The sequence below is a fragment of the Bacillus marasmi genome (assembly GCF_902168435.1).
In the GTDB taxonomy this organism is placed as follows: Bacteria; Bacillota; Bacilli; order Bacillales; family Cytobacillaceae; genus Bacillus_BU; species Bacillus_BU marasmi.
This window is the reverse complement of record NZ_LR656169.1, coordinates 256,508-275,817: the sequence shown is the minus strand read 5'-3', so window position 1 is coordinate 275,817 and position 19,310 is coordinate 256,508. Positions and strand designations below refer to the sequence as shown.

General features: G+C 38.1%; 25 protein-coding genes. All 25 read left to right on the top strand.

Features of this window, described 5'->3' with window-relative positions:
- The 25 genes from FXW34_RS10435 to FXW34_RS10315 all read left to right on the top strand — a co-directional run bounded on the left by FXW34_RS10435 (position 1) and on the right by FXW34_RS10315 (position 19,186).
- On the top strand, positions 1-1,983 hold the full coding sequence (locus tag FXW34_RS10435; RefSeq protein WP_147533924.1) for a heme lyase CcmF/NrfE family subunit: 1,983 nt from the start codon (positions 1-3) through the stop codon (positions 1,981-1,983).
- A gap of 1 nt (position 1,984) precedes the next feature.
- On the top strand, positions 1,985-2,497 hold the full coding sequence (locus FXW34_RS10430) for a cytochrome c-type biogenesis protein (protein WP_147533923.1): 513 nt from the start codon (positions 1,985-1,987) through the stop codon (positions 2,495-2,497).
- A gap of 12 nt (positions 2,498-2,509) precedes the next feature.
- Entirely contained in the window at positions 2,510-2,881 is a 372-nt protein-coding gene (locus FXW34_RS10425; RefSeq protein WP_246140966.1) for a hypothetical protein, read from the top strand.
- On the top strand, positions 2,878-3,909 hold the full coding sequence (locus tag FXW34_RS10420; RefSeq protein WP_147533922.1) for a hypothetical protein: 1,032 nt from the start codon (positions 2,878-2,880) through the stop codon (positions 3,907-3,909). The genes FXW34_RS10425 and FXW34_RS10420 overlap by 4 nt, the downstream gene beginning before the upstream one ends.
- A 25-nt stretch (positions 3,910-3,934) precedes the next feature.
- On the top strand, positions 3,935-4,636 hold the full coding sequence (locus FXW34_RS10415) for an ABC transporter ATP-binding protein (protein ID WP_147533921.1): 702 nt from the start codon (positions 3,935-3,937) through the stop codon (positions 4,634-4,636).
- Positions 4,636-5,316, top strand: coding sequence for a heme exporter protein CcmB (locus FXW34_RS10410; RefSeq protein ID WP_147533920.1), 681 nt, complete (start codon positions 4,636-4,638; stop codon positions 5,314-5,316). Before FXW34_RS10415 ends, FXW34_RS10410 begins: the two co-directional genes overlap by 1 nt.
- A gap of 2 nt (positions 5,317-5,318) precedes the next feature.
- Complete coding sequence (locus FXW34_RS10405; protein WP_147533919.1) at positions 5,319-6,074, top strand: cytochrome c biogenesis protein; 756 nt, start codon at positions 5,319-5,321, stop codon at positions 6,072-6,074.
- A gap of 12 nt (positions 6,075-6,086) precedes the next feature.
- Positions 6,087-6,209 (top strand): CcmD family protein, encoded by a 123-nt coding sequence (locus FXW34_RS10400; protein ID WP_147533918.1) that lies wholly within the window; start codon positions 6,087-6,089, stop codon positions 6,207-6,209.
- Between the two features lie 96 nt (positions 6,210-6,305).
- Positions 6,306-6,812 carry a TlpA family protein disulfide reductase gene (locus tag FXW34_RS10395; RefSeq protein ID WP_147533917.1) on the top strand — a complete coding sequence of 169 codons (507 nt, stop codon included), beginning with the start codon at positions 6,306-6,308 and terminating at the stop codon, positions 6,810-6,812.
- 476 nt (positions 6,813-7,288) lie between these two features.
- Positions 7,289-8,209: a stage III sporulation protein AA gene (gene spoIIIAA, locus FXW34_RS10390; protein WP_147533916.1), complete on the top strand. Its 921-nt coding sequence runs from the start codon at positions 7,289-7,291 to the stop codon at positions 8,207-8,209.
- A 1-nt stretch (position 8,210) separates the two neighbouring features.
- Positions 8,211-8,726 (top strand): stage III sporulation protein SpoIIIAB, encoded by a 516-nt coding sequence (gene spoIIIAB / locus FXW34_RS10385; RefSeq protein ID WP_147533915.1) that lies wholly within the window; start codon positions 8,211-8,213, stop codon positions 8,724-8,726.
- A gap of 59 nt (positions 8,727-8,785) precedes the next feature.
- Positions 8,786-8,992 carry a stage III sporulation protein AC gene (gene spoIIIAC, locus FXW34_RS10380; RefSeq protein ID WP_004435581.1) on the top strand — a complete coding sequence of 69 codons (207 nt, stop codon included), beginning with the start codon at positions 8,786-8,788 and terminating at the stop codon, positions 8,990-8,992.
- Between the two features lie 12 nt (positions 8,993-9,004).
- Positions 9,005-9,394, top strand: coding sequence for a stage III sporulation protein AD (spoIIIAD, locus tag FXW34_RS10375; protein WP_187118909.1), 390 nt, complete (start codon positions 9,005-9,007; stop codon positions 9,392-9,394).
- 24 nt (positions 9,395-9,418) lie between these two features.
- Positions 9,419-10,621: a stage III sporulation protein AE gene (gene spoIIIAE, locus FXW34_RS10370; RefSeq protein ID WP_147533913.1), complete on the top strand. Its 1,203-nt coding sequence runs from the start codon at positions 9,419-9,421 to the stop codon at positions 10,619-10,621.
- A gap of 10 nt (positions 10,622-10,631) precedes the next feature.
- Positions 10,632-11,267, top strand: coding sequence for a stage III sporulation protein AF (spoIIIAF, locus tag FXW34_RS10365; protein WP_147533912.1), 636 nt, complete (start codon positions 10,632-10,634; stop codon positions 11,265-11,267).
- Positions 11,260-11,916: a stage III sporulation protein AG gene (spoIIIAG, locus tag FXW34_RS10360; RefSeq protein WP_147533911.1), complete on the top strand. Its 657-nt coding sequence runs from the start codon at positions 11,260-11,262 to the stop codon at positions 11,914-11,916. Before spoIIIAF ends, spoIIIAG begins: the two co-directional genes overlap by 8 nt.
- A gap of 13 nt (positions 11,917-11,929) precedes the next feature.
- Positions 11,930-12,475: a SpoIIIAH-like family protein gene (locus FXW34_RS10355; RefSeq protein ID WP_147533910.1), complete on the top strand. Its 546-nt coding sequence runs from the start codon at positions 11,930-11,932 to the stop codon at positions 12,473-12,475.
- Between the two features lie 328 nt (positions 12,476-12,803).
- On the top strand, positions 12,804-13,319 hold the full coding sequence (gene accB, locus FXW34_RS10350; protein WP_147533909.1) for an acetyl-CoA carboxylase biotin carboxyl carrier protein: 516 nt from the start codon (positions 12,804-12,806) through the stop codon (positions 13,317-13,319).
- Between the two features lie 14 nt (positions 13,320-13,333).
- Positions 13,334-14,689 carry an acetyl-CoA carboxylase biotin carboxylase subunit gene (gene accC, locus FXW34_RS10345; RefSeq protein ID WP_147533908.1) on the top strand — a complete coding sequence of 452 codons (1,356 nt, stop codon included), beginning with the start codon at positions 13,334-13,336 and terminating at the stop codon, positions 14,687-14,689.
- Between the two features lie 18 nt (positions 14,690-14,707).
- Positions 14,708-15,112: an Asp23/Gls24 family envelope stress response protein gene (locus tag FXW34_RS10340; RefSeq protein WP_147533907.1), complete on the top strand. Its 405-nt coding sequence runs from the start codon at positions 14,708-14,710 to the stop codon at positions 15,110-15,112.
- Between the two features lie 118 nt (positions 15,113-15,230).
- Complete coding sequence (gene nusB / locus FXW34_RS10335) at positions 15,231-15,623, top strand: transcription antitermination factor NusB (RefSeq protein WP_147533906.1); 393 nt, start codon at positions 15,231-15,233, stop codon at positions 15,621-15,623.
- A 36-nt stretch (positions 15,624-15,659) separates the two neighbouring features.
- A complete protein-coding gene (gene folD / locus FXW34_RS10330; protein WP_147533905.1) occupies positions 15,660-16,526 on the top strand; it encodes a bifunctional methylenetetrahydrofolate dehydrogenase/methenyltetrahydrofolate cyclohydrolase FolD in 867 nt (288 codons plus the stop codon).
- A gap of 186 nt (positions 16,527-16,712) precedes the next feature.
- Complete coding sequence (gene xseA / locus FXW34_RS10325; RefSeq protein WP_147533904.1) at positions 16,713-18,056, top strand: exodeoxyribonuclease VII large subunit; 1,344 nt, start codon at positions 16,713-16,715, stop codon at positions 18,054-18,056.
- Positions 18,057-18,290: an exodeoxyribonuclease VII small subunit gene (xseB, locus tag FXW34_RS10320; RefSeq protein ID WP_147533903.1), complete on the top strand. Its 234-nt coding sequence runs from the start codon at positions 18,057-18,059 to the stop codon at positions 18,288-18,290. It abuts the gene before it with no gap.
- Positions 18,291-18,292: 2 nt separating this feature from the next.
- On the top strand, positions 18,293-19,186 hold the full coding sequence (locus FXW34_RS10315) for a polyprenyl synthetase family protein (RefSeq protein WP_147533902.1): 894 nt from the start codon (positions 18,293-18,295) through the stop codon (positions 19,184-19,186).
- Positions 19,187-19,310: the final 124 nt, after the last annotated feature.

Below are 19,310 nucleotides of genomic sequence, written 5' to 3'. Positions count from 1 at the left end.
ATGTATTTATTTGCTAACGCAACGATTTATTTAGGGTTTGCACTAGCGATCTATGCTTTGTTAATTATGACTTACGGGATTGCAACGAAAAATCAAAAATTCATCAATAGTGGTAAGGGCGGAGTTATCGCCCTTCTTGTGACAGCATCACTAGCCATGCTTACTCTGTTTTATTTATTAGGAACATCAGCATTCGAGTATAAATACGTTGCTGATTATACAAGTAGTGATCTTCCGCTTATCTACAAATTAACAGCGTTGTGGGCAGGAAACGGTGGTTCACTGTTACTATGGACATTCTTCTTAGTACTTTACACAGTAATGGTTACATTTTCACGCAAGATGAAAGGGAATCCGATGGTTCCTTACATTGCGTCGATTTTACTAGCAAATGGAGTTTTCTTCTTCTTTATTCTAGGATTTGTGGCAAATCCATTTGAAGTAACAGCTCAAATCCCTGTTGAGGGACGAGGACTGAACCCTATGCTTCAAAATCCGGGTATGATTATCCATCCAGTAACTCTGTACCTCGGATACGTTGGATTAGCAGTACCATTTGCTTTTGCGATGGCTGCACTTATCTTGAAAAATACTGATGATTTCTGGATCAAAATGACAAGAAGATGGACAATTATTGCATGGTTGTTCCTGAGCTTAGGAAATATCTTTGGTGGTCAATGGGCTTATGTTGAGCTAGGCTGGGGTGGATACTGGGCATGGGATCCGGTAGAAAACGCATCGTTTATGCCATGGTTAACAGCAACAGCATTCCTACACTCAGTAATGATTCAAGAACGTAAAAACATGCTTAAAGTATGGAACATCAGCTTGATTGTTCTGTCATATGCATTAACTTTATTTGGAACATTCTTAGTACGAAGCGGAGTTTTAACATCTGTTCACGCATTTGCGGATTCGAATTTAGGACTTTATTTCTTAATCTTTATGGGTGTAGCTGTCATTGGTGCAATGTATGTATTAATGAGTCGCTACAATTTAATTAAACGGAGTGCTGGACAATTTACTTCTTATGTATCAAAGGAAAGCAGTTTCTTAATCAATAACTTGTTACTGGTTGGTTCAGCATTTGCTGTTTTCTGGGGAACGATTTTCCCGCTAGTTTCTGAAGCTGTTCGTGGAACTAAGGTTACAGTTGGGATTCCATTCTTTAACCAAGTACAAGCTCCTATTCTTTTATCAATGATGTTTGTGATGGCGGTCTGTCCATTGCTTGCATGGCAAAGGTCCACTATCAAAAATTTAAAGAAAAACTTCTTAATTCCAGCTGCAATTGCAATTGTTGGAATGGTGTTAATGGTAGTGTTAGGAATTCAAAAGGCATGGGCGGTAATTGGATACGGCGTTATCATTCTTCTATTCGTAACGCACTATTTAGAGTTCTATCGCGGAGTAAAAGCGAGAAGAAAAATGACAGGCGAGAATCCACTAATTGCCTTATATCGCTTAATGACCAAAAATCGCAGACGCTACGGTGGCTATATGGTTCACTTTGGAATTGCCTTCATTACAATGGGAATCATCGGTTCACAAAACTATGATTTAGAAACAATGAAAACAGTTCCAATCGGCGGTTCAATTGAAATAAAAGATTACAAGCTTGTTTATGAAAAACTTGATCAACGCCGTGAAGGGATTAATGATATCGTTTATGCTGATTTAACAGTATTTAAAAATGGTGAAAAGCTAGGCACTTACGAGCCTGAAAAAGTTTTCTATGGTAACTGGGAACAGCCTTCTACTGAAGTGGCAATTCACAGCTCAGCACTAGAAGATTTATATATTGTTTTAAGCGCATGGGAAAATGATGGTCGTGCAACATTCATCGTAAAAGTTAATCCAATGATGAACTGGATGTGGGCTGGATCATTCTTAATCGTTATTGGTTCAATATTTGCTGTATGGAACGGAAAGCATGGCAATATTACACCAAGATATACCGGAGTAATGAAAGAGGTGGCTTAACTTGAATAAAAAACTTTCGATTGGCCTACTCATGATTTTGTTTATTTTCCAGGGAGCTTTCGCCGTTCTAGGTGCAGACAATAATAAAGGTATTAACATTAAATCAAAAGAATTTAAGGCTGTAGCTTCCCAATTTATGTGTACTTGCGGATGTGGGCAAGACCACTATGCCTGTGATATGGCCGGCTGTAAGAATACTGAAGCGTTCAAAGCAGAACTGGTTGACATGATGGAAAAAGGCATGGACAAAGATGAAATCCGCGAATATTACGTGAAGGCACTTGGAGAAGAAATATTGACAGCGCCAGAAAAAAAAGGTTTTAGCTTGGCTGCTTGGGTTCTGCCGTTTGCAGCAATTGGCGGTGCTGGAACAGGAATATTCTTCATGATTCGTAAATGGGTAAACAAAAATGCTGGTCGCGCAGAAATGGTGGATGACCACCAAGAGAGTGATGAAGTCGAAGAAGAGATTTTGTCTAGCATCATTGAAGAGGAAAGAAAAAAGTATTTGTAGGATGTGATCAATATGGAGATTTCGATCATCTCGATGGTTTTAACGGCCGTTCTTGTGCTAAGCTGCTTGTTTCTAGTATTAGCTCCATTTTTTAAATGGGATGCCTATCTTTCAACTTCAGAGGGTAAGCAAGAGACAATTTCAGATAAAGAGGCATTATTAACAACCTTAAATGAAATAGAGTTTGAATATAAGATGGGTAAATTATCCGAAATTGATTTTAAAAATCTTAAGAAACAGTATGAAACAGAAGTTTCTAAAATCTTAAAATCTGAAGATAGAAATGTTAAAACGAATGTGAATGCTAGTGTCATGTCCGATGTAGAGCGTGAAATTGAAGCAGCACTTAAACGCAAGCGCGGAAAAAAGGAGGGGAAGAAATGATTAAAAAAATCATTATTCCTCTCCTAGTGTTACTGTTAATTCCGTATTTCACGGCATTTGCTAAAGAAGCGGACAAGCTGAGTGTTCAAATGCAATACATTGTTGTATCTCCTTTACAGGATGGATCAACACAAATTATGGACATGGTTAGTTATAAAAACATGACTGATGAGGAATATAAGGGTGAAGGACAATCGGAGGGGGTTATTTCGGTAACTCTCCCTCCTGGTGCCGAAAACCTAAAAATGTTAGAAGAAGCGATTAATTACAAAAAAACGGATAATGGCTTTGTTTCGACTGATCCAATCGAGCCTAAAGGTTCCATTACGTTGCCATTTACTTATCAAGTGCCAAAAGGGCAGGATATTGTATTGAACTTTAATCTTCCTGTGGCTATGTATCAAGTATTAGTTCCTAAAGGCATGGGAAGCATCGAGTTTAAAGATGTTGATGCCCAAAGTCAAGGCTTCTTAAGCATCGACGAAAAGGAATATTGGACATACGTTGTTCAAAATATCGAAGCTAAACAAACTATAACACTTGCATATAACAAGGATGTTCAACCGAGTTCTACTGAAGGGACACAACCTGAAGGGACACAACCTGAAGGTCAGCAAACAGACGCTACTGATAGTACTCAAAATAGTGCTGCTGGAAATGTAACGAAGGCATCTCCTGATTTCCATAACCCAGGTCATTTACGGATGTGGGAGCAATCAGCTTTAAAGGGGTTTGACCCACATATCTTGATGATTGTATTGGGAGCTATTTTAATAGCTGGTATTGGATATTTCAGTTACTTCCAATGGAAACACCGAGTAAAAACGAGAAATGCTGCTGACGATAAAGATGAGCAAGCTTTTAAACTTTTGATGGCAAAACAAAAAACCATCCTCGATAAAATTTTAGAACTAGAAGAAACACTAGAAAAAGGGCAAATATCAGAAAGTGACTATCATGCCAAGTTGGAGGCCTACAAACAACACCTAGTCCAGGTAAAGTTGAGCCTAAATCAATTTGTTGAGTAACAACTGGTATGGGGAGGGCCTCTAAGTGATTCAAATAAAAAAACTCATAAAGCAAGCAGATACAAAACTAATTTTACGAGGCATTGACCTATCGATTGAAAAAGGTGAAACGGTTGCAATTTTAGGTCCAAACGGAGCGGGGAAAAGCACACTGTTGAAGGTAATTGCCACACTTATCAAGCCAACAAGTGGTGAAGTGAAAATCAGCGGGCTTGATTTAAAGAAAAACGGAAACGATATAAAAAAGCTAATGGGGTATTTGCCCCATTCTAGCTTGTTATATGAACACTATTCCCCACTTGAAAACCTTGTTTTTTTCGGTAATTTATATGGTGTGCAGGATGTTGAACAAAAAGCAATTAAACTGGTAAAAGATGTTGGACTTTCCTTCTTTTTAAAAGAGCCTGTAAAAAACTTTTCCAGAGGGATGATTCAGCGGACTGCAATTGCTAGAGCCATCATTCATGACCCAGAACTCCTTCTGTTGGACGAGCCTCATACTGGCTTAGATCAGGGGGCTATTTCAATCTTAAACGATGTAATTGTGTCTATGAAGCAAAAAGGTGCTACAACCTTAATGGTTACCCACGATTTCAAACAGGCTGCAGAGATATGTGATCGCATTATCATCGTGAAAAACGGAAAGATAGTTGATGACTTCAATATCTCTGAAAACCAAATAGAATTTGTTTTAGAAAAATATCTTGAACATACGGAGGGTGAATGATGAGTTTACTAAAAAATGCCCTCTATATTGCGCAAAAGGACTTGTATTCAGAGTTAAAAACTAAGCAAGTATTGGCTACGATGATTATTTTTGCAGGGTTGACAATATTAGTATTCAGCTTTGCCTTTGATCCATCAAATAACACTACAAAAGCTGTTATTCCGGGAGTCATATGGGTAATTATCGTTTTTTCTGGAATACTAGGCTTAAATCGCTCTTTCCTTTCGGAACAAAAAAATGACACGATGCAAGGATTACTTATTTCGCCAATGGATCCAACTAGTATTTATTTAGGTAAGTTTTTGGCGAATTTTTCAATGATGATTATTGTGGAATTAGTTGCTGTTCCATTTTTATTCCTCTTGTTTGATTTTAAATACATTGGTAGTTTGCCTTATTTTATCTTTGTCTTATTTATTGGTAGCTTTGGTTTTATAAGTATCGGAACCTTTTTAGCATCACTTGCAGCAAATTCTAAAAGCAGTGAAATGCTGCTGCCATTATTATTATTTCCGGTAACTGCTCCTATTTTAATCGGTGCAGTACAAGCAACAAGAATCATTCTTACCAATCTTGAGAAGCTGCCAGATGCAATAGCATGGATTCAATTAATTGCTGCTTATGATGTCATCTTCTTTGTTCTTTGTTTCTTATTAATTGAATATGTTCTGGAGGTATAAATATGAGTATGAGTCTACAAAAGGAAAAGGCGAGTAAGCCTGTTCCTCCAACAGTTGAACCACCGTCCAAAATACAAACGATTCTGGGGTGGGCATCACTCGTAACGTTAATTGTTGGTTTATATTTAGTATTTTTCTATGCTCCAACTGAAAAAGTGATGGGGCTTGTTCAGAAAATCTTTTTCGTTCACGTTCCAATCGCCTGGATCGGCTTCGGTGCCTTTTTTGTAACATTTGTCTTTAGTATTCTTTATTTAGTAAAAAGAAAAAGAATATATGATACTTACGCTTATGTATCTGCTGAAATAGGAGTTGTTTTTATCACCCTTGTACTACTTACTGGGATGATTTGGGCAAAATCTTCATGGAATACATGGTGGGCATGGGAACCACGCTTAACTACATCATTAATCCTTTGGTTCATCTATGTTGCCTACGTGATGATTCGTCAAATGGACGGAGTTTGGGAAAAGAAAGCAAGACTTGCAGCTGTATTTGGCATTATTGGCTTTGCTGATGTACCAATTGTATTTATGGCGATTAGATGGTGGAATACAAAATTCCATCCAGTTGTATTTGGTGAGGGGAAAGACCAGTCAGGTGGCGGAATAGAGCCTGAAATGTTGGTTGCGCTTCTTACGATGATTGCATTTACAACTATCCTTTATTCATTCCTTCTTGTTAGAGGAGTTTCATTTGAGAAGCTAAAAATTAAGGTTGAACAATATAAAGAGCAGGTCAGAGAATCGATTAGATAAGGAGGGTGTAATATGGAATACATGGTAGCAGGATATGTAATATCAAGTGTTGCAATTATTGGTTATGTACTTCTTCATAGTTTACGCCGAAAGAAGCTTCAAAAGGAAATTGATTTTTTAAACCAATTAGATTAATGATTAGTAGGGCCTGTTAATATAGCAGGCCCTATCCTGGTACCCAAACCTATCATCCATTTAGGAATCTACATGAAAGAACCGGGGGAAGTTTGAATGAATAAACGCGGTATAAAAATTCTTATTTTAGCAGGTGTAATTGGTCTTTTTGTTTATTTTGGGATTTCTCTAGCAACAAAAGGTGAATACACAGGTATTGGTGAGAAAGCTTATGCTTTTGAATTAGAAGATATAGATGGTAAAAAGACAAAGCTATCTGACTATAGTGGACAAGTAGTAATATTAAACTATTTCGCAACTTGGTGTGGTCCTTGTGTCGATGAGGCACCTGAGCTAGAAGCATTTGAACAAGAGTATGGAGATCAATTTAAATTGCTCATAATCGATCTTGGTGAAACACAGGATCGGGTCAAGAAGTTTGTTAAAGAGCATAAAACAACTTCCACCTATCTATTTGATTTCAACAGAAAGGTGTCTAAAGAATATAATGTTGTCGGTCAACCCGAAACCTTTATTATCGATAAAGAAGGCGTTATCCGTGAGCATTATACCGGACCTATTTCTAAAGGCGACCTATATGATTTAGCAGCTAAATATCAATAGGAATAATATTCAAGACACAGTGCACTTTGCGCTGTGTTTTTTTTATTGTCTAGCTGCAGTGGCTAGCCCCTCGAGATCTTAAGCCAATCCGCCCAAAAGGTTAAAGAACAACCTTTCAACCGGCTCGTCTTAAGCTTGTCGGGGCTGACCAAGCCACTTCCGCTTTTATTGTCTAGCTGCAGTGGCTAGGGGCTCGGGGTCACAAGCCAAATCCCTCCAGAGACTAACGTCTCTTGCGTGATTCGTCTTGTGCCTGTCGCCCCTGACCAAGCTTCTTCCGCTTTTATTGTCTAGCTGCAGCGGCTAGCCCCTCGAGGTCTTAAGCCAATCCGTCCAAAAGGTTAAAGAACAACCTTTCGGCCGGCTCGTCTTAAGCTTGTCGGGGCTGACCAAGCCACTTCCGCTTTTCTAGTCATATATTGTCCGAGCAGGCATACATTTTAAATAATGAGAGGTGCACATAAGGGGGAAAAAATGTGGAAACCGTTCTAGCCTTTTTACCAAGAACCATATCTGAACACATTCAGCCAATGCCTCCAAATCTGAAAAGCAAGATTGAGGAAATTAGGGTGCGAATTAATCGTCCTATTGAAGTTACATGCGCTGGAGTACCTAATTTTTTATCTTATATTGCAACTGCTGAAGATGCCATTGCCTTATTAAATAAAATTAGTCAGTTTTCAATTTATGCGATGGAAGAGGAACTAAAACGTGGATATGTCACGATTGAAGGTGGCCATCGCATTGGACTAGCAGGTAAGGTCATTTTAGAGAATGGACAGGTTAAGGCAATTCGAAACATTTCCTCATTTAATATCAGAATAGCCAAAGAAAAAATCGGAATTGCCGAACCTTTGATTCCTTATTTATACAAAGAAAAATGGCTAAATACAATCATCATTGGTGCTCCTCAAACTGGGAAAACTACCTTGCTTCGAGATATTGCTCGAATCATATCCAGCGGAGATTTAAACAGAAGTCGACCGCCTAATAAAATTGGCATTGTCGATGAAAGATCGGAAATAGCAGGCTCAATGAACGGAATTCCACAGCTCAGCTTTGGTCCACGAATAGATGTATTAGACGCTTGTCCTAAGGCAGAAGGAATGATGATGATGATTCGCTCCATGAGTCCTGACGTGCTCATTGTCGATGAAATTGGTCGCAAGGAGGACGCTGAAGCGGTAATAGAAGCAATCAATGCTGGGATTAACCTAATCATGACAACTCATGGTAGTACGCTTTCTGAAATCCAAAAACGACCTTCACTTCAACCTATACTGGAAACGGAACAATTTCAGCGCTTTATTGAGCTAAGTCGAAGTAATGGACCTGGGACGATAACGAGGATTAAAGATCAATCCGGCTATGACCTCCTTAAAGCGAGAGTGACTTAATATGATGAAAATTATTGGGGCAGCTTTTATTATTGTCGCCACTACATGGACAGGTTTTGAGGCATCGCGACACCTAAGTGAACGACCAAGACAACTCCGTATGTTAAAATCTGCGCTTCAATCCTTAGACGCTGAAATCATGTATGGTCATACACCTTTACATGAAGCTTCAAAACGTCTATCAACCCAAATGGCAAAACCGCTGTCATGGTTTTTTGAAAGCTTCGCAACAAAGCTAATGAGCGGTGACACGACGGTAAAGCTGGCATGGGAAGAAAGTTTAAAGGAAGTTTGGAAATTGACAGCTTTTAAGCAAGGAGAATTCGAAATTATGAAACAGTTTGGTGAAACACTGGGTCGTCATGATCGGATTTCACAGCAAAAACAAATCCTGCTGGCACTTAGTCACTTGGAAAGAGAAGAGCTAGATGCATATGAAAGACAGGCAAAATACGAAAAAATGGTGAAAAGTCTTGGTTTTCTATCAGGTCTATTGCTAATTATTCTGCTCCTGTAGAAACAACCATATAATCATATATGATTTTCAGACTAGCGGAAACGTAGGAGGAGAAATAAATGGGGTTAGAAGTAGATGTTATTTTTAAAATTGCCGGAGTTGGTATCGTCGTCGCATTTTTGCACACCATTCTTGATCAGGTTGGCAAAAAGGAATACGCCCAATGGGTCACCTTGTTTGGATTTATCTATATTTTGTTTATGGTGGCTTCGATTGTAGATGATCTCTTTCAAAAAATTAAATCAGTTTTTCTATTTCAAGGATAGGAGGAGTGAGCGATTGAAATTCTTCAAATTATCGGTATCGCCCTAGTCTCCACCTTCCTCGCCCTTATTTTAAAGGAGCAAAAGCCCAATTTTGCTTTCCTGCTAGTTGTATTTGTTGGTTGTTCAATTTTTCTAATACTGGTCGATCAAATTTACGGCATTATCCAAATGATTGAAAAAATTGCTATTAATGCCAAGGTTAACCTCATTTATGTTGAGACCATTTTAAAAATAATTGGAATTGCTTATATTGCTGAATTTGCAGCTCAAATCACCAAAGATGCTGGGCAGGGAGCAATAGCCTCGAAGATTGAACTTGCTGGGAAAATACTTATTTTGGCAATGGCAATTCCCATATTAACGGTGATGATTGAAACGATTATTAAGCTGATTCCTAATTAATCGAGGCTAGAGGTGAAACAAGAAATGAGGCAATATTTGCAGATAATTCCAATCATCATTCTATTAATCAGTCTTATTTTTGGTATCACTCACAATGTACAAGCTGTCGAAAGTGTTGAAAATGAGGAAGAAACTACGACAGAAAAGATTGTCGATGCGCAATTGGAAGGACTGGAAATCGATGAATTAAAACAATTTTGGGATGATATTGTTCATCAATACGGTGGCTTTTTACCTGAGAGCCAAAAGGGTAGTTTATATGATTTTATCAAAGGAAGTAAGGATTTCTCACTAAAGGAATGGACCTCTGGCTTGGTGAAATTTGCCTTTCACGAATTGATATCCAATGGAAAGCTGCTTGGTTCATTGATTCTATTAACAGTGTTTAGTATGTTTCTCCAATCCTTGCAAAACGCATTTGAGAAAGGGACTGTAAGCAAAGTAGCTTACGCGATCGTCTTTATGGTACTGATGATTATCGCTTTAAATAGCTTTCATATTGCCATGCAATATACCAATGATGCTATAGGTGCGATGATTGACTTTATCCTAGCGTTAATCCCATTGTTGCTGGCGTTAATTGCATCTTCTGGAGGAGTAATATCGGCTGCATTTTTTCACCCGGTAATCTTATTTTTAATGAATGTCAGCGGATTGTTTATCCAAGCTGTTATTCTGCCGATGTTATTTCTTGCTACGCTATTGAGCATTGTCAGCATCCTGACTGAGCATTATAAGGTCACTCAATTAGCTCAGCTTCTAAGGAACTGGAGCATCGGTCTTCTTGGCTTGTTCATTACCATTTTTCTAGGAGTTATTTCTGTTCAAGGAGCATCGACAGCAGTAACAGATGGTATTACGATTCGAACAGCTAAATTTATTACGGGAAATTTTATCCCTGTGATTGGAAGGATGTTCACAGATGCCACCGATACAGTGATTAGTGCTTCGGTTATTTTAAAAAACACAGTTGGGATAGCAGGAGTAGGGATACTTTTGCTAATTGTGGCTTTTCCAGCATTGAAAATATTAATCATTGCGTTTATATACAAATTTGCCGCGGCAATCCTTCAGCCTTTAGGAGGAGGCCCCATTATATCTTGCTTGGATATCATTTCCAAGAATGTAATTTACGTTTTTGCAGCATTGGCGATCGTTTCATTAATGTTTTTTTTAAGCATTACCGTCATCATTGCTGCTGGAAATTTGACGATGATGGTTAGGTAGGTGAGCATACTTGGAATTTCTTAAAGAATGGATCACCAATATTATTTTATTTGTTTTGCTCGCAACGGTTATTGACATGCTCTTACCGAATACAAATTTACAAAAATATACCAAAATGGTCACTGGCTTATTGTTAATAGCCGTTATATTAACGCCAATTTTTAAGTTAATCTCTAGCGATTTTGAAAAACAAATTGCTACGATTTCATTTTGGAAGAACGATGAAACAGAAAAGATGGAAAATTTAATAGAATCTAAGAAAAGTGAAATACAAACCTCACAACAAGCATATATTTTAGAAACAATGGCTGTCCAACTTGAAAAGGATGCGAAAGAGGAGTTGATGGAAAAGCACGGATTGAAAATTTCTAATATCAAGTTATTGATAGATGAAGAGCAAATGCTAAACTTCCCGGAAAATTTGGAAAAGGTCATTGTAACGGTTGAGGAGCCGAAATCACGAGAGGAAGCAATAGAAGTTGTTAAAACAGTCGAAATAAGCACTCATGAACCTCTTCCATCGAAGACAAAGAACGAAAGCGAGCAGGTGGAGATCGCTTCATTTCTCTCAAAAAAATGGGATATTGCACAGCACACCATTGAGGTAGAAATGGTAGAAGGGGGGAAATCGGATCACAATGGATAAAGATAAAGGCCCGATAGCAAGGATTAAAAGGCTCCTTTCAAACGATGATTCCTCAAACAAAAAACCGGGTAAATATCAATATTTAGTAATAGTATTGGTGGTTGGAGCAGCAATCATGCTCTTAAGCAATCTATTTATTGATCATAACACTAATTCAAACGTTCCAGTGTTTAATGGTGACAATGGAAAGCAGCAAAATGAAGAGGTCCCAGCCTTTGGTCAAAAAAGTTCCAAGGAAAATGACATTATAAAAAACTATGAAGAGGCATATGAAAATCAGCTAAAAGAAGCGTTAGAAGGAATACAAGGTGTCGGAGAAGTTACAGTTGTTGTCAACGTGGATTCAACTGAAAAGCAAGTGTTGGAAAAAAACTCCAAATCACAAACACAAACAACTGATGAAACTGATCGCGAAGGTGGGAAGCGAAAGGTTGAGGATTCGCAACAAGAGCAAAATCTCGTGATTATTCGCGAGGGAGAAAAGGAAGTTCCTATCATTGTAGAGACAAAAAAGCCAGAAATACGCGGTGTGCTAGTAGTGGCTAAAGGTGCTGATAATATTCAGGTGAAAAAGTGGATTATTGAAGCGGTAACTCGTGCACTTGATGTACCAAGTCATCGAGTTGCGGTTATGCCGAAAAAAAGTTAAGGGGGCTAATATAATGTTATTGAAAAAGCAAACAGTTTGGCTGTTAACGATGTTAAGTTTAGTGGTAGTTTTATCTGTGTACTACATTACATCACCTGAACAAAAAGCCACGAATATGGCAAATGTCGAGGAGAAAGCAAAAGAGAAAAAATCAGCTGATACTACAACCTCTGATGATGGAAAAACTGTTATTTCCGGAGTTGCCAGTGATGAGGTATTTGAAGCTTTACGTCTCGAATTAGAGGATCAACGAAATGAAATGAAAGAACAATTAAACGAAATCATGGCATCAACAGACCTTTCTGCTGAAAAGAGAAGCGAGGCATACGATCAAATGAAAAGCCTCGATGAGCTGGCTAAAAAGGAAAATGTCTTAGAAACATTAATTAAAACAATGGGATATGATGATGCGCTAGTTCGTGCAGATGGCGAAAAGGTCAGAATTACTGTAAAATCAAAAGACCATTCGGCTTCAGCCGCAAATGACATAATTCAACTTGTTCGGACAGAAATCGGGGAATTGGAGAATGTTGTCGTAGATTTCCAGCCGACAAAATAAAAAGATACCAAACTTGAACGATAGATAATATTTTTGGTGATTTAATCCACCGGGAAAATTTGGAATAATTATGAAAAAACAGGGAAAACCACTGCTGGTTTTCCCTGTTTTAGTGGTTTTTAATAAAAAAAATAAAAAATTTTTATAAATTTGGAATAAAATAAATTCACTTTCTTTTCAGAAAAGTTTATTATATTATTGTAATTTGATTAGCAACAAAAAATCTGAGATGATTCCAATATTGAAATATTTTGGATAAATATCGTATGATAGTAGTAGCTAGTCATAATAAAAATAATATAAATAGTGGGACAAGGAGTGTCAAAAAATGTTGAAAGTACAAGAAATTCGCGAATTAATTAAGTTGGTTGACAATTCTAGCATCAATGAGTTTGTTTACGAGCATGATGATTACAAAATTAAAATGAAAAAAAATGCTGAAAAGGTTATCGTTGCTGAAGCAGCACCAGTAGTTACTGCTGCACCTGCACCTGTAGCTAGTGCACCAGCTGCTCCAAAAGCTGTTGAAACAGCTGCAGTTAGCGCACCAGCACCACAAGCTGCGCCAAGCCCAGCACCAGTTGCTACTGCTGATGTAGAAAATCTACATAAGATTACATCACCAATGGTTGGAACTTTCTACGCAGCTCCATCACCAGATGCTGATGCATATGTAAAAGTTGGTCAACAAGTTTCAGACGAAAGTATCGTATGTATCGTTGAAGCTATGAAACTTTTCAACGAAATTGAAGCAGAAGTAAAAGGTGAAATCGTAGAAATCCTAGTAAAAGACGGACAACTTGTAGAATATGGCCAACCTTTATTCTTGGTTAAGCCTGAATAAGGAGCGTTTCTAAAATGATAAAAAAATTACTTATTGCCAACCGAGGAGAAATTGCAGTTCGTGTAATTCGCGCATGTCGTGAGCTTGGAATCGAATCTGTTGCAGTATACTCTGAAGCAGATAAAGATGCTCTTCATGTTCAAATTGCAGACGAAGCATATTGTATTGGACCAACTCTATCAAAAGATAGTTATCTAAACACAACTAATATAATTAGTGTAGCTAAAAAAGCTAATTGTGATGCTATTCACCCTGGATATGGATTTTTAGCAGAAAATGCTGATTTCGCTGAACTATGCCGCGAAGTTAACATTATCTGGGTAGGTCCATCTCCAGAAGCGATTAACCAAATGGGTACAAAAGACGTGGCTCGTCGTACGATGGAGGCTGCTGGAGTACCAATCGTTCCTGGTTCTAAAGGAATTATTAAGGATGTAGAAGAAGCAATCGCTTTAGCAAATGACATGGGTTATCCAGTTATTATTAAAGCTACTGCCGGTGGTGGTGGTAAAGGTATCCGTGTAGCACGTGACGAAGAAGAGCTTATTAAAGGTATTAATATGACTCAACAAGAAGCTGCGGCTGCATTCGGAAACCCTGGCGTTTACATTGAAAAATATATTGAAGATTTCCGCCACGTTGAAATTCAAGTTCTTGGAGATCAACATGGTAAAGTACTTCACTTAGGTGAGCGTGATTGTACAATTCAAAGACGTTTGCAAAAACTTCTTGAGGAGTCTCCATCACCAGCTCTTGACGGAGAACTTCGTAAAGAAATGGGTGAAGCAGCAGTAAAAGCTGCAAAAGCAGTTGATTATACTGGTGCAGGTACGATAGAATTTATTTATGATTATCGCAATCGTAAATTCTATTTCATGGAAATGAATACTCGTATTCAAGTTGAGCATCCTGTTACTGAAATGGTAACTGGAATCGACTTAATTAAAGAGCAAATCAAAGTTGCTAACGGGGAACATCTACAATATGATCAAGAAGATATCACATTTAATGGCTGGTCTATTGAATGCCGGATCAATGCTGAGAACCCTGCGAAAAACTTTATGCCTTCACCTGGTAAAATCAATATGTATTTAACTCCAGGTGGATATGGTGTGCGTATGGATTCAGCTGCTTATCCTGGTTATTCTATTCCACCATTCTATGATTCCATGATTGCGAAAGTAATTGTTCACGGAAACACTCGTGAAGAAGCGATTGCAAAAATGAAACGTGCGTTAAGTGAATTCGTTATTGAAGGTGTTCATACAACGATTCCTTTCCACTTAAAGCTTCTTAACAATGAAACATTTGTAGAAGGGCAATTCAACACTAAGTTTTTAGAATTGCATGATGTGATGAAGGAAGATTAATACGGAGGTGCTTTTTGGATGAGTGAAAATATCTTGGAGATGAATCAAGAAAACAATGGGCATGGGAAGGTTGAAATTGCTCCTGAAGTGATTGAAGTCATTGCTGGAATTGCCGCTAGCGAAGTGGAAGGCGTATCACAAATGCGTGGAAATTTTGCTTCAGGCGTTGTAGAACGATTAGGTAAGAAAAATCATGGTAAAGGGGTTAAGGTTGAACTAACGGAGGAAGGCATTAAAGTTGATGTTTATTGCATTCTGAAGTTTGGTATTTCAATTCCGACTGTTGCCCAAAAAATCCAAGACAATATTCGCCAAGCACTTCTGAATATGACGGCACTGGAACCAGTTGAAGTCAATATTCATATTGTCGGAATTCAATTCGAAACGCAAAAAGCTGAAAACGAATACGACCAAGAAATATAAAAAAAGAACCAAAGGCACAGTATTTGTGTCTTTGGTTTTTTTCTCTTTTACTCAGAGTTGTGCTATTATCTATATAGGAAATTGGATATTGGATATTTAGTGCTAAAGGAGTATTTTTATGAAAAGAAGAACAGCAAGAGAAAAGGCTCTACAGGCCCTGTTTCAGATTGATTTAAGTCAAACTGAGGTAGATGCTGCGATTGAGCATGTTTTGGAAGACCTTCCACACGATGATTACTTAAACCAGTTGGTAACAGGCGTTGTCTTACATAAACAGGAAATTGACGAGATGATTAAAAGTAAACTAGAAAATTGGACGTTGGAACGACTTGCACCCGTTGATCGTAATTTGTTAAGAATTGCCGTGTTTGAATTATTATTCTGCAAGGAATCTGTTCCGGCCAATGTTGTGTTAGACGAAGCAATCGAGATTGCCAAGCTCTATGGCGATGACCAATCTAGCCGTTTCGTAAACGGAGTCTTATCAAAAGTTAAAGAACAAATTGCTTAAACAGTAACTAGCTTTCTGAACAAAGGGGGAAAAACAATGAGTGCTACACTCATTAGTGGGAAAGAAATAGCAAATAAAAAGAAAAGTGAAATTGCAGCTGAAGTAGAAGCGCTAAAACAAGCGGGAGTAACTCCAGGCTTAGTAGTAATTCTAGTAGGAAATAATCCTGCTTCAAGAACCTATGTAACAAGCAAGGAAAAAACCTGTAAGGAATTAGGCATGCATTCGGTATTAATCGAGCTTCCAGAAACGACTACTGAGCAAGAATTGCTTAATAAAATTGATGAACTAAATCATGATGAAAAAATTCATGGTATCCTTGTGCAGTTACCCGTGCCAGAACACATTAATGAAACAAGTATTATTGAGGCGATTTCTCCTGAAAAGGATGTTGATGGCTTCCACCCGATTAATGTTGGTCGAATGATGACCGGTCAAGATGCATTTTTACCATGTACTCCATATGGGGTAATGGTTATGATGAAGGAAATGGGAATTGAAATTGCTGGTAAGCATGTCGTTGTGATTGGCCGAAGCAATATTGTCGGCAAACCGCAAGGACAATTGTTTTTGAACGAAAATGCAACTGTAACTTACGTTCACTCGAAAACAGTGGATATTAAATCTATTACAAAACAAGCAGATATTTTAGTAGCAGCAGTAGGTAGACCATACTTTGTAACAGAGGATTTCATCAAACCAGGTGCAGTTGTTATTGACGTTGGAATCAACCGTAATAGTGAAGGTAAGCTTTGCGGAGATGTTGATTTTGATCAAGTAAAAGAAAAAGCTAGCTATATTACGCCAGTTCCTGGTGGAGTTGGGCCGATGACGATTACAATGCTCATGTATAATACTTTAAAATCTGCCAAAAAAGCACTAGCAAAATTGCAAAACGCATAAATGACAAGCCTGTTCCATCCTTATATGTTAGAAAATGAATTTGTCCCCTTTAAGTGACGAATTGTACTTCTAAATTTATAATAGATGGGATGGGTTTTTGTATATGTAGCAATTGTAAATCTATTAATAAGTGTGTGTTGGGCTTTCACATGATCACCATAAGCATTTTACTGAAAGGGGTACTTTATGGAGCAACGTTACTTAACGGTTATAGCTTTAACACGATACATAAAGCGAAAATTTGATGCGGACCCCCATCTTCAAGATTGTTATGTTAAAGGAGAAATTTCTAATTTCAAGCAGCATTCAAGCGGACATATGTATTTAACATTAAAGGATGAAAAAGCGCGGATCCTCGCAGTAATGTTTGCAAGAGAGAATCGTCACATAAAATTTCAACCGGAAAATGGGATGCAAGTATTAATTCGTGGCGATTTATCAGTTTATGAACAGAGCGGTCAATATCAAATTTACATAAAAGAAATGAAACCTGATGGAATTGGAGAACTATATCTTGCATACGAGCAATTAAAGGAAAAGCTCACAAAAGAAGGTTTATTTTCTCAAAGCAATAAAAAAACTTTGCCGAAATTTCCGAACACAGTGGGCGTTATTACTTCTCCTACTGGTGCTGCGATTCGCGATATTGTTTCAACAATAAAACGAAGATATCCAATTGCTAATATCATGTTATTACCTGCATTAGTTCAAGGTGAGCAAGCAGCCCCTTCTGTTGCTAAGGCAATTGAAAAGGCCAATACAATTGGTGCTATAGATGTATTAATTGTAGGTCGTGGCGGGGGCTCTATTGAGGAGTTATGGGCATTTAATGAAGAGGTCGTTGCTAGAGCGATTTTTACCTCAAACATCCCGATTATTTCGGCTGTTGGGCATGAAACCGATTTTACGATTGCAGACTTTGTTGCTGATTTACGTGCACCTACCCCAACTGCAGCTGCAGAGCTGGCGGTTCCTCATATTGATGATTTACTAGAGCGTATCTTAAATCGCAAAGCAAGAATGTTACGGGCAATGAAGGAAAAAATGAATGCTCAAAGGCTTCGTTTAACGAGGATAAATCGGTCTTATGCTTTTCGTTACCCACATAAACTGTATGAACAAAAGCTAGAGCAATTAGACCGACGCACAGAGCAGCTTGTTCGTAGTACGAATAAAATGGTTGAACTAAAAAGGTTAGAGCATCAACATTTACATAATCGTTTAATTCGTAACGCTCCTGAAAAGAAAATTCAAGAAGCAATAACGATGCAGGTGCGCTTAAAGAAATCCCTTACCAGGGCAATGCAAGTGATATTATCGAAAAAGAAAGCGGAATATCACCAACAGCTTTCAAAGTTAGATGCACTTAGCCCGTTAAAAATAATGGAGCGCGGTTACAGTCTTGTTTTTTCAGAAGAGCAGAATTTAATTAGTAAAACGTCCCAAGTACATCCTGAACAGGAAATTTCGGTGAGATTGTCCGATGGTAATCTGCAATGTAAGGTAGTCGACATAAAGGAGAGTATATAAATGGCAGAACAACAAACACAAACCTTTGAAGAAGCAATGGAAAAACTAGAAAGCTTAGTAGATCGACTTGAAGAGGGGGATGTTCCTCTTGAAGAGGCAATTTCCATTTATAAGGAAGGAATGGAGTTATCTAAGCTGTGTCATGATAAGCTTACAGTAGTGGAAGAACAGCTTACTCAAATTTTAACTGATGACGGTCAGATTAAGAGCTTTGCCGTAAACGAGGAGGAATAATTGTGTCAAATCAAACCTTAGCATCTTTTTCCGGGGAGCATAAGCTCCTATTGGAGAATCGACTTGAAGCCTTTATAGAAGAATTGCAAGCTCCAATACATTTAAAGGAATCGATGCTGTACTCGTTAAAAGCAGGAGGCAAGCGAATTCGCCCATTGCTATTATTCGCAACGCTGGAGGCCTTTGGAATAGATACTAAAAAAGGTTTATATCCAGCAACCGCAATTGAAATGATTCATACATATTCGTTAATTCATGATGATCTTCCAAGCATGGATGATGATGATTTGCGGAGAGGAAAACCGACAAATCATAAAGTGTTTGGCGAGGCACTCGCCATTTTAGCAGGAGATGGTTTATTAACATACAGTTTCCAGGTGTTAGCAAACATGCCGGAAGAACATAGCGATTCCAAAACTAAAATTGCTCTTATTTCATTGTTAGCAACTGCTGCTGGCGCTGAGGGAATGGTCGGCGGACAGGTTGCTGACATTGAAGGAGAAGGCAAACAGTTAACGCTAGAAGAGCTGGAGTATATCCACTTACATAAAACTGGCAAACTCTTAGTGTGCAGTGTCATGTCAGCGGCAATAATCGCTAAAGCAAGTGGAGAACAACTGCAGGCATTAGAAAAATTTGCTCAGCATCTCGGCATGGCTTTTCAAATTCGCGATGACATCCTTGATGTCGAAGGAAATCAAGAACTTATTGGTAAGCCACTTGGAAGTGACATAGAAAATTCAAAAAGTACTTATCCAGTCTTGTTAACGATGGCTGGCGCAAAAGAGGCCATGCAGAAGCACTTTGAAGCAGCTAAATACCATCTTCAATCCACTGGATTAGACACGTTGATCCTCGAAGAAATAACAGACCTTGTAGTATTAAGAGAATCTTAAAATTATGTCAATTTATAAGAGGTTTGAGAGGTCAGACTATTTATGATATAATCTAGCCGAAGTATGTATTTATGCATGTATTAATACGAAGTAATATACTGTAGGCGATAGTTGGGAATCATTA

Bases quoted from the DNA above. Each gene is read 5' to 3' on its own strand.
- accB (WP_147533909.1), top strand. From the start codon at position 12,804: ATGTTGAAAGTACAAGAAATTCGCGAATTAATTAAGTTGGTTGACAAT.
- FXW34_RS10355 (WP_147533910.1), top strand. From the start codon at position 11,930: ATGTTATTGAAAAAGCAAACAGTTTGGCTGTTAACGATGTTAAGTTTA.
- FXW34_RS10395 (WP_147533917.1), top strand. From the start codon at position 6,306: ATGAATAAACGCGGTATAAAAATTCTTATTTTAGCAGGTGTAATTGGT.
- accC (WP_147533908.1), top strand. From the start codon at position 13,334: ATGATAAAAAAATTACTTATTGCCAACCGAGGAGAAATTGCAGTTCGT.
- spoIIIAB (WP_147533915.1), top strand. From the start codon at position 8,211: ATGATGAAAATTATTGGGGCAGCTTTTATTATTGTCGCCACTACATGG.
- xseB (WP_147533903.1), top strand. From the start codon at position 18,057: ATGGCAGAACAACAAACACAAACCTTTGAAGAAGCAATGGAAAAACTA.
- FXW34_RS10425 (WP_246140966.1), top strand. From the start codon at position 2,510: ATGGAGATTTCGATCATCTCGATGGTTTTAACGGCCGTTCTTGTGCTA.
- spoIIIAC (WP_004435581.1), top strand. From the start codon at position 8,786: ATGGGGTTAGAAGTAGATGTTATTTTTAAAATTGCCGGAGTTGGTATC.
- FXW34_RS10400 (WP_147533918.1), top strand. From the start codon at position 6,087: ATGGAATACATGGTAGCAGGATATGTAATATCAAGTGTTGCAATTATT.
- nusB (WP_147533906.1), top strand. From the start codon at position 15,231: ATGAAAAGAAGAACAGCAAGAGAAAAGGCTCTACAGGCCCTGTTTCAG.
- FXW34_RS10420 (WP_147533922.1), top strand. From the start codon at position 2,878: ATGATTAAAAAAATCATTATTCCTCTCCTAGTGTTACTGTTAATTCCG.
- spoIIIAG (WP_147533911.1), top strand. From the start codon at position 11,260: ATGGATAAAGATAAAGGCCCGATAGCAAGGATTAAAAGGCTCCTTTCA.
- spoIIIAE (WP_147533913.1), top strand. From the start codon at position 9,419: ATGAGGCAATATTTGCAGATAATTCCAATCATCATTCTATTAATCAGT.
- FXW34_RS10410 (WP_147533920.1), top strand. From the start codon at position 4,636: ATGAGTTTACTAAAAAATGCCCTCTATATTGCGCAAAAGGACTTGTAT.
- FXW34_RS10340 (WP_147533907.1), top strand. From the start codon at position 14,708: ATGAGTGAAAATATCTTGGAGATGAATCAAGAAAACAATGGGCATGGG.
- folD (WP_147533905.1), top strand. From the start codon at position 15,660: ATGAGTGCTACACTCATTAGTGGGAAAGAAATAGCAAATAAAAAGAAA.
- xseA (WP_147533904.1), top strand. From the start codon at position 16,713: ATGGAGCAACGTTACTTAACGGTTATAGCTTTAACACGATACATAAAG.
- FXW34_RS10435 (WP_147533924.1), top strand. From the start codon at position 1: ATGTATTTATTTGCTAACGCAACGATTTATTTAGGGTTTGCACTAGCG.
- FXW34_RS10405 (WP_147533919.1), top strand. From the start codon at position 5,319: ATGAGTATGAGTCTACAAAAGGAAAAGGCGAGTAAGCCTGTTCCTCCA.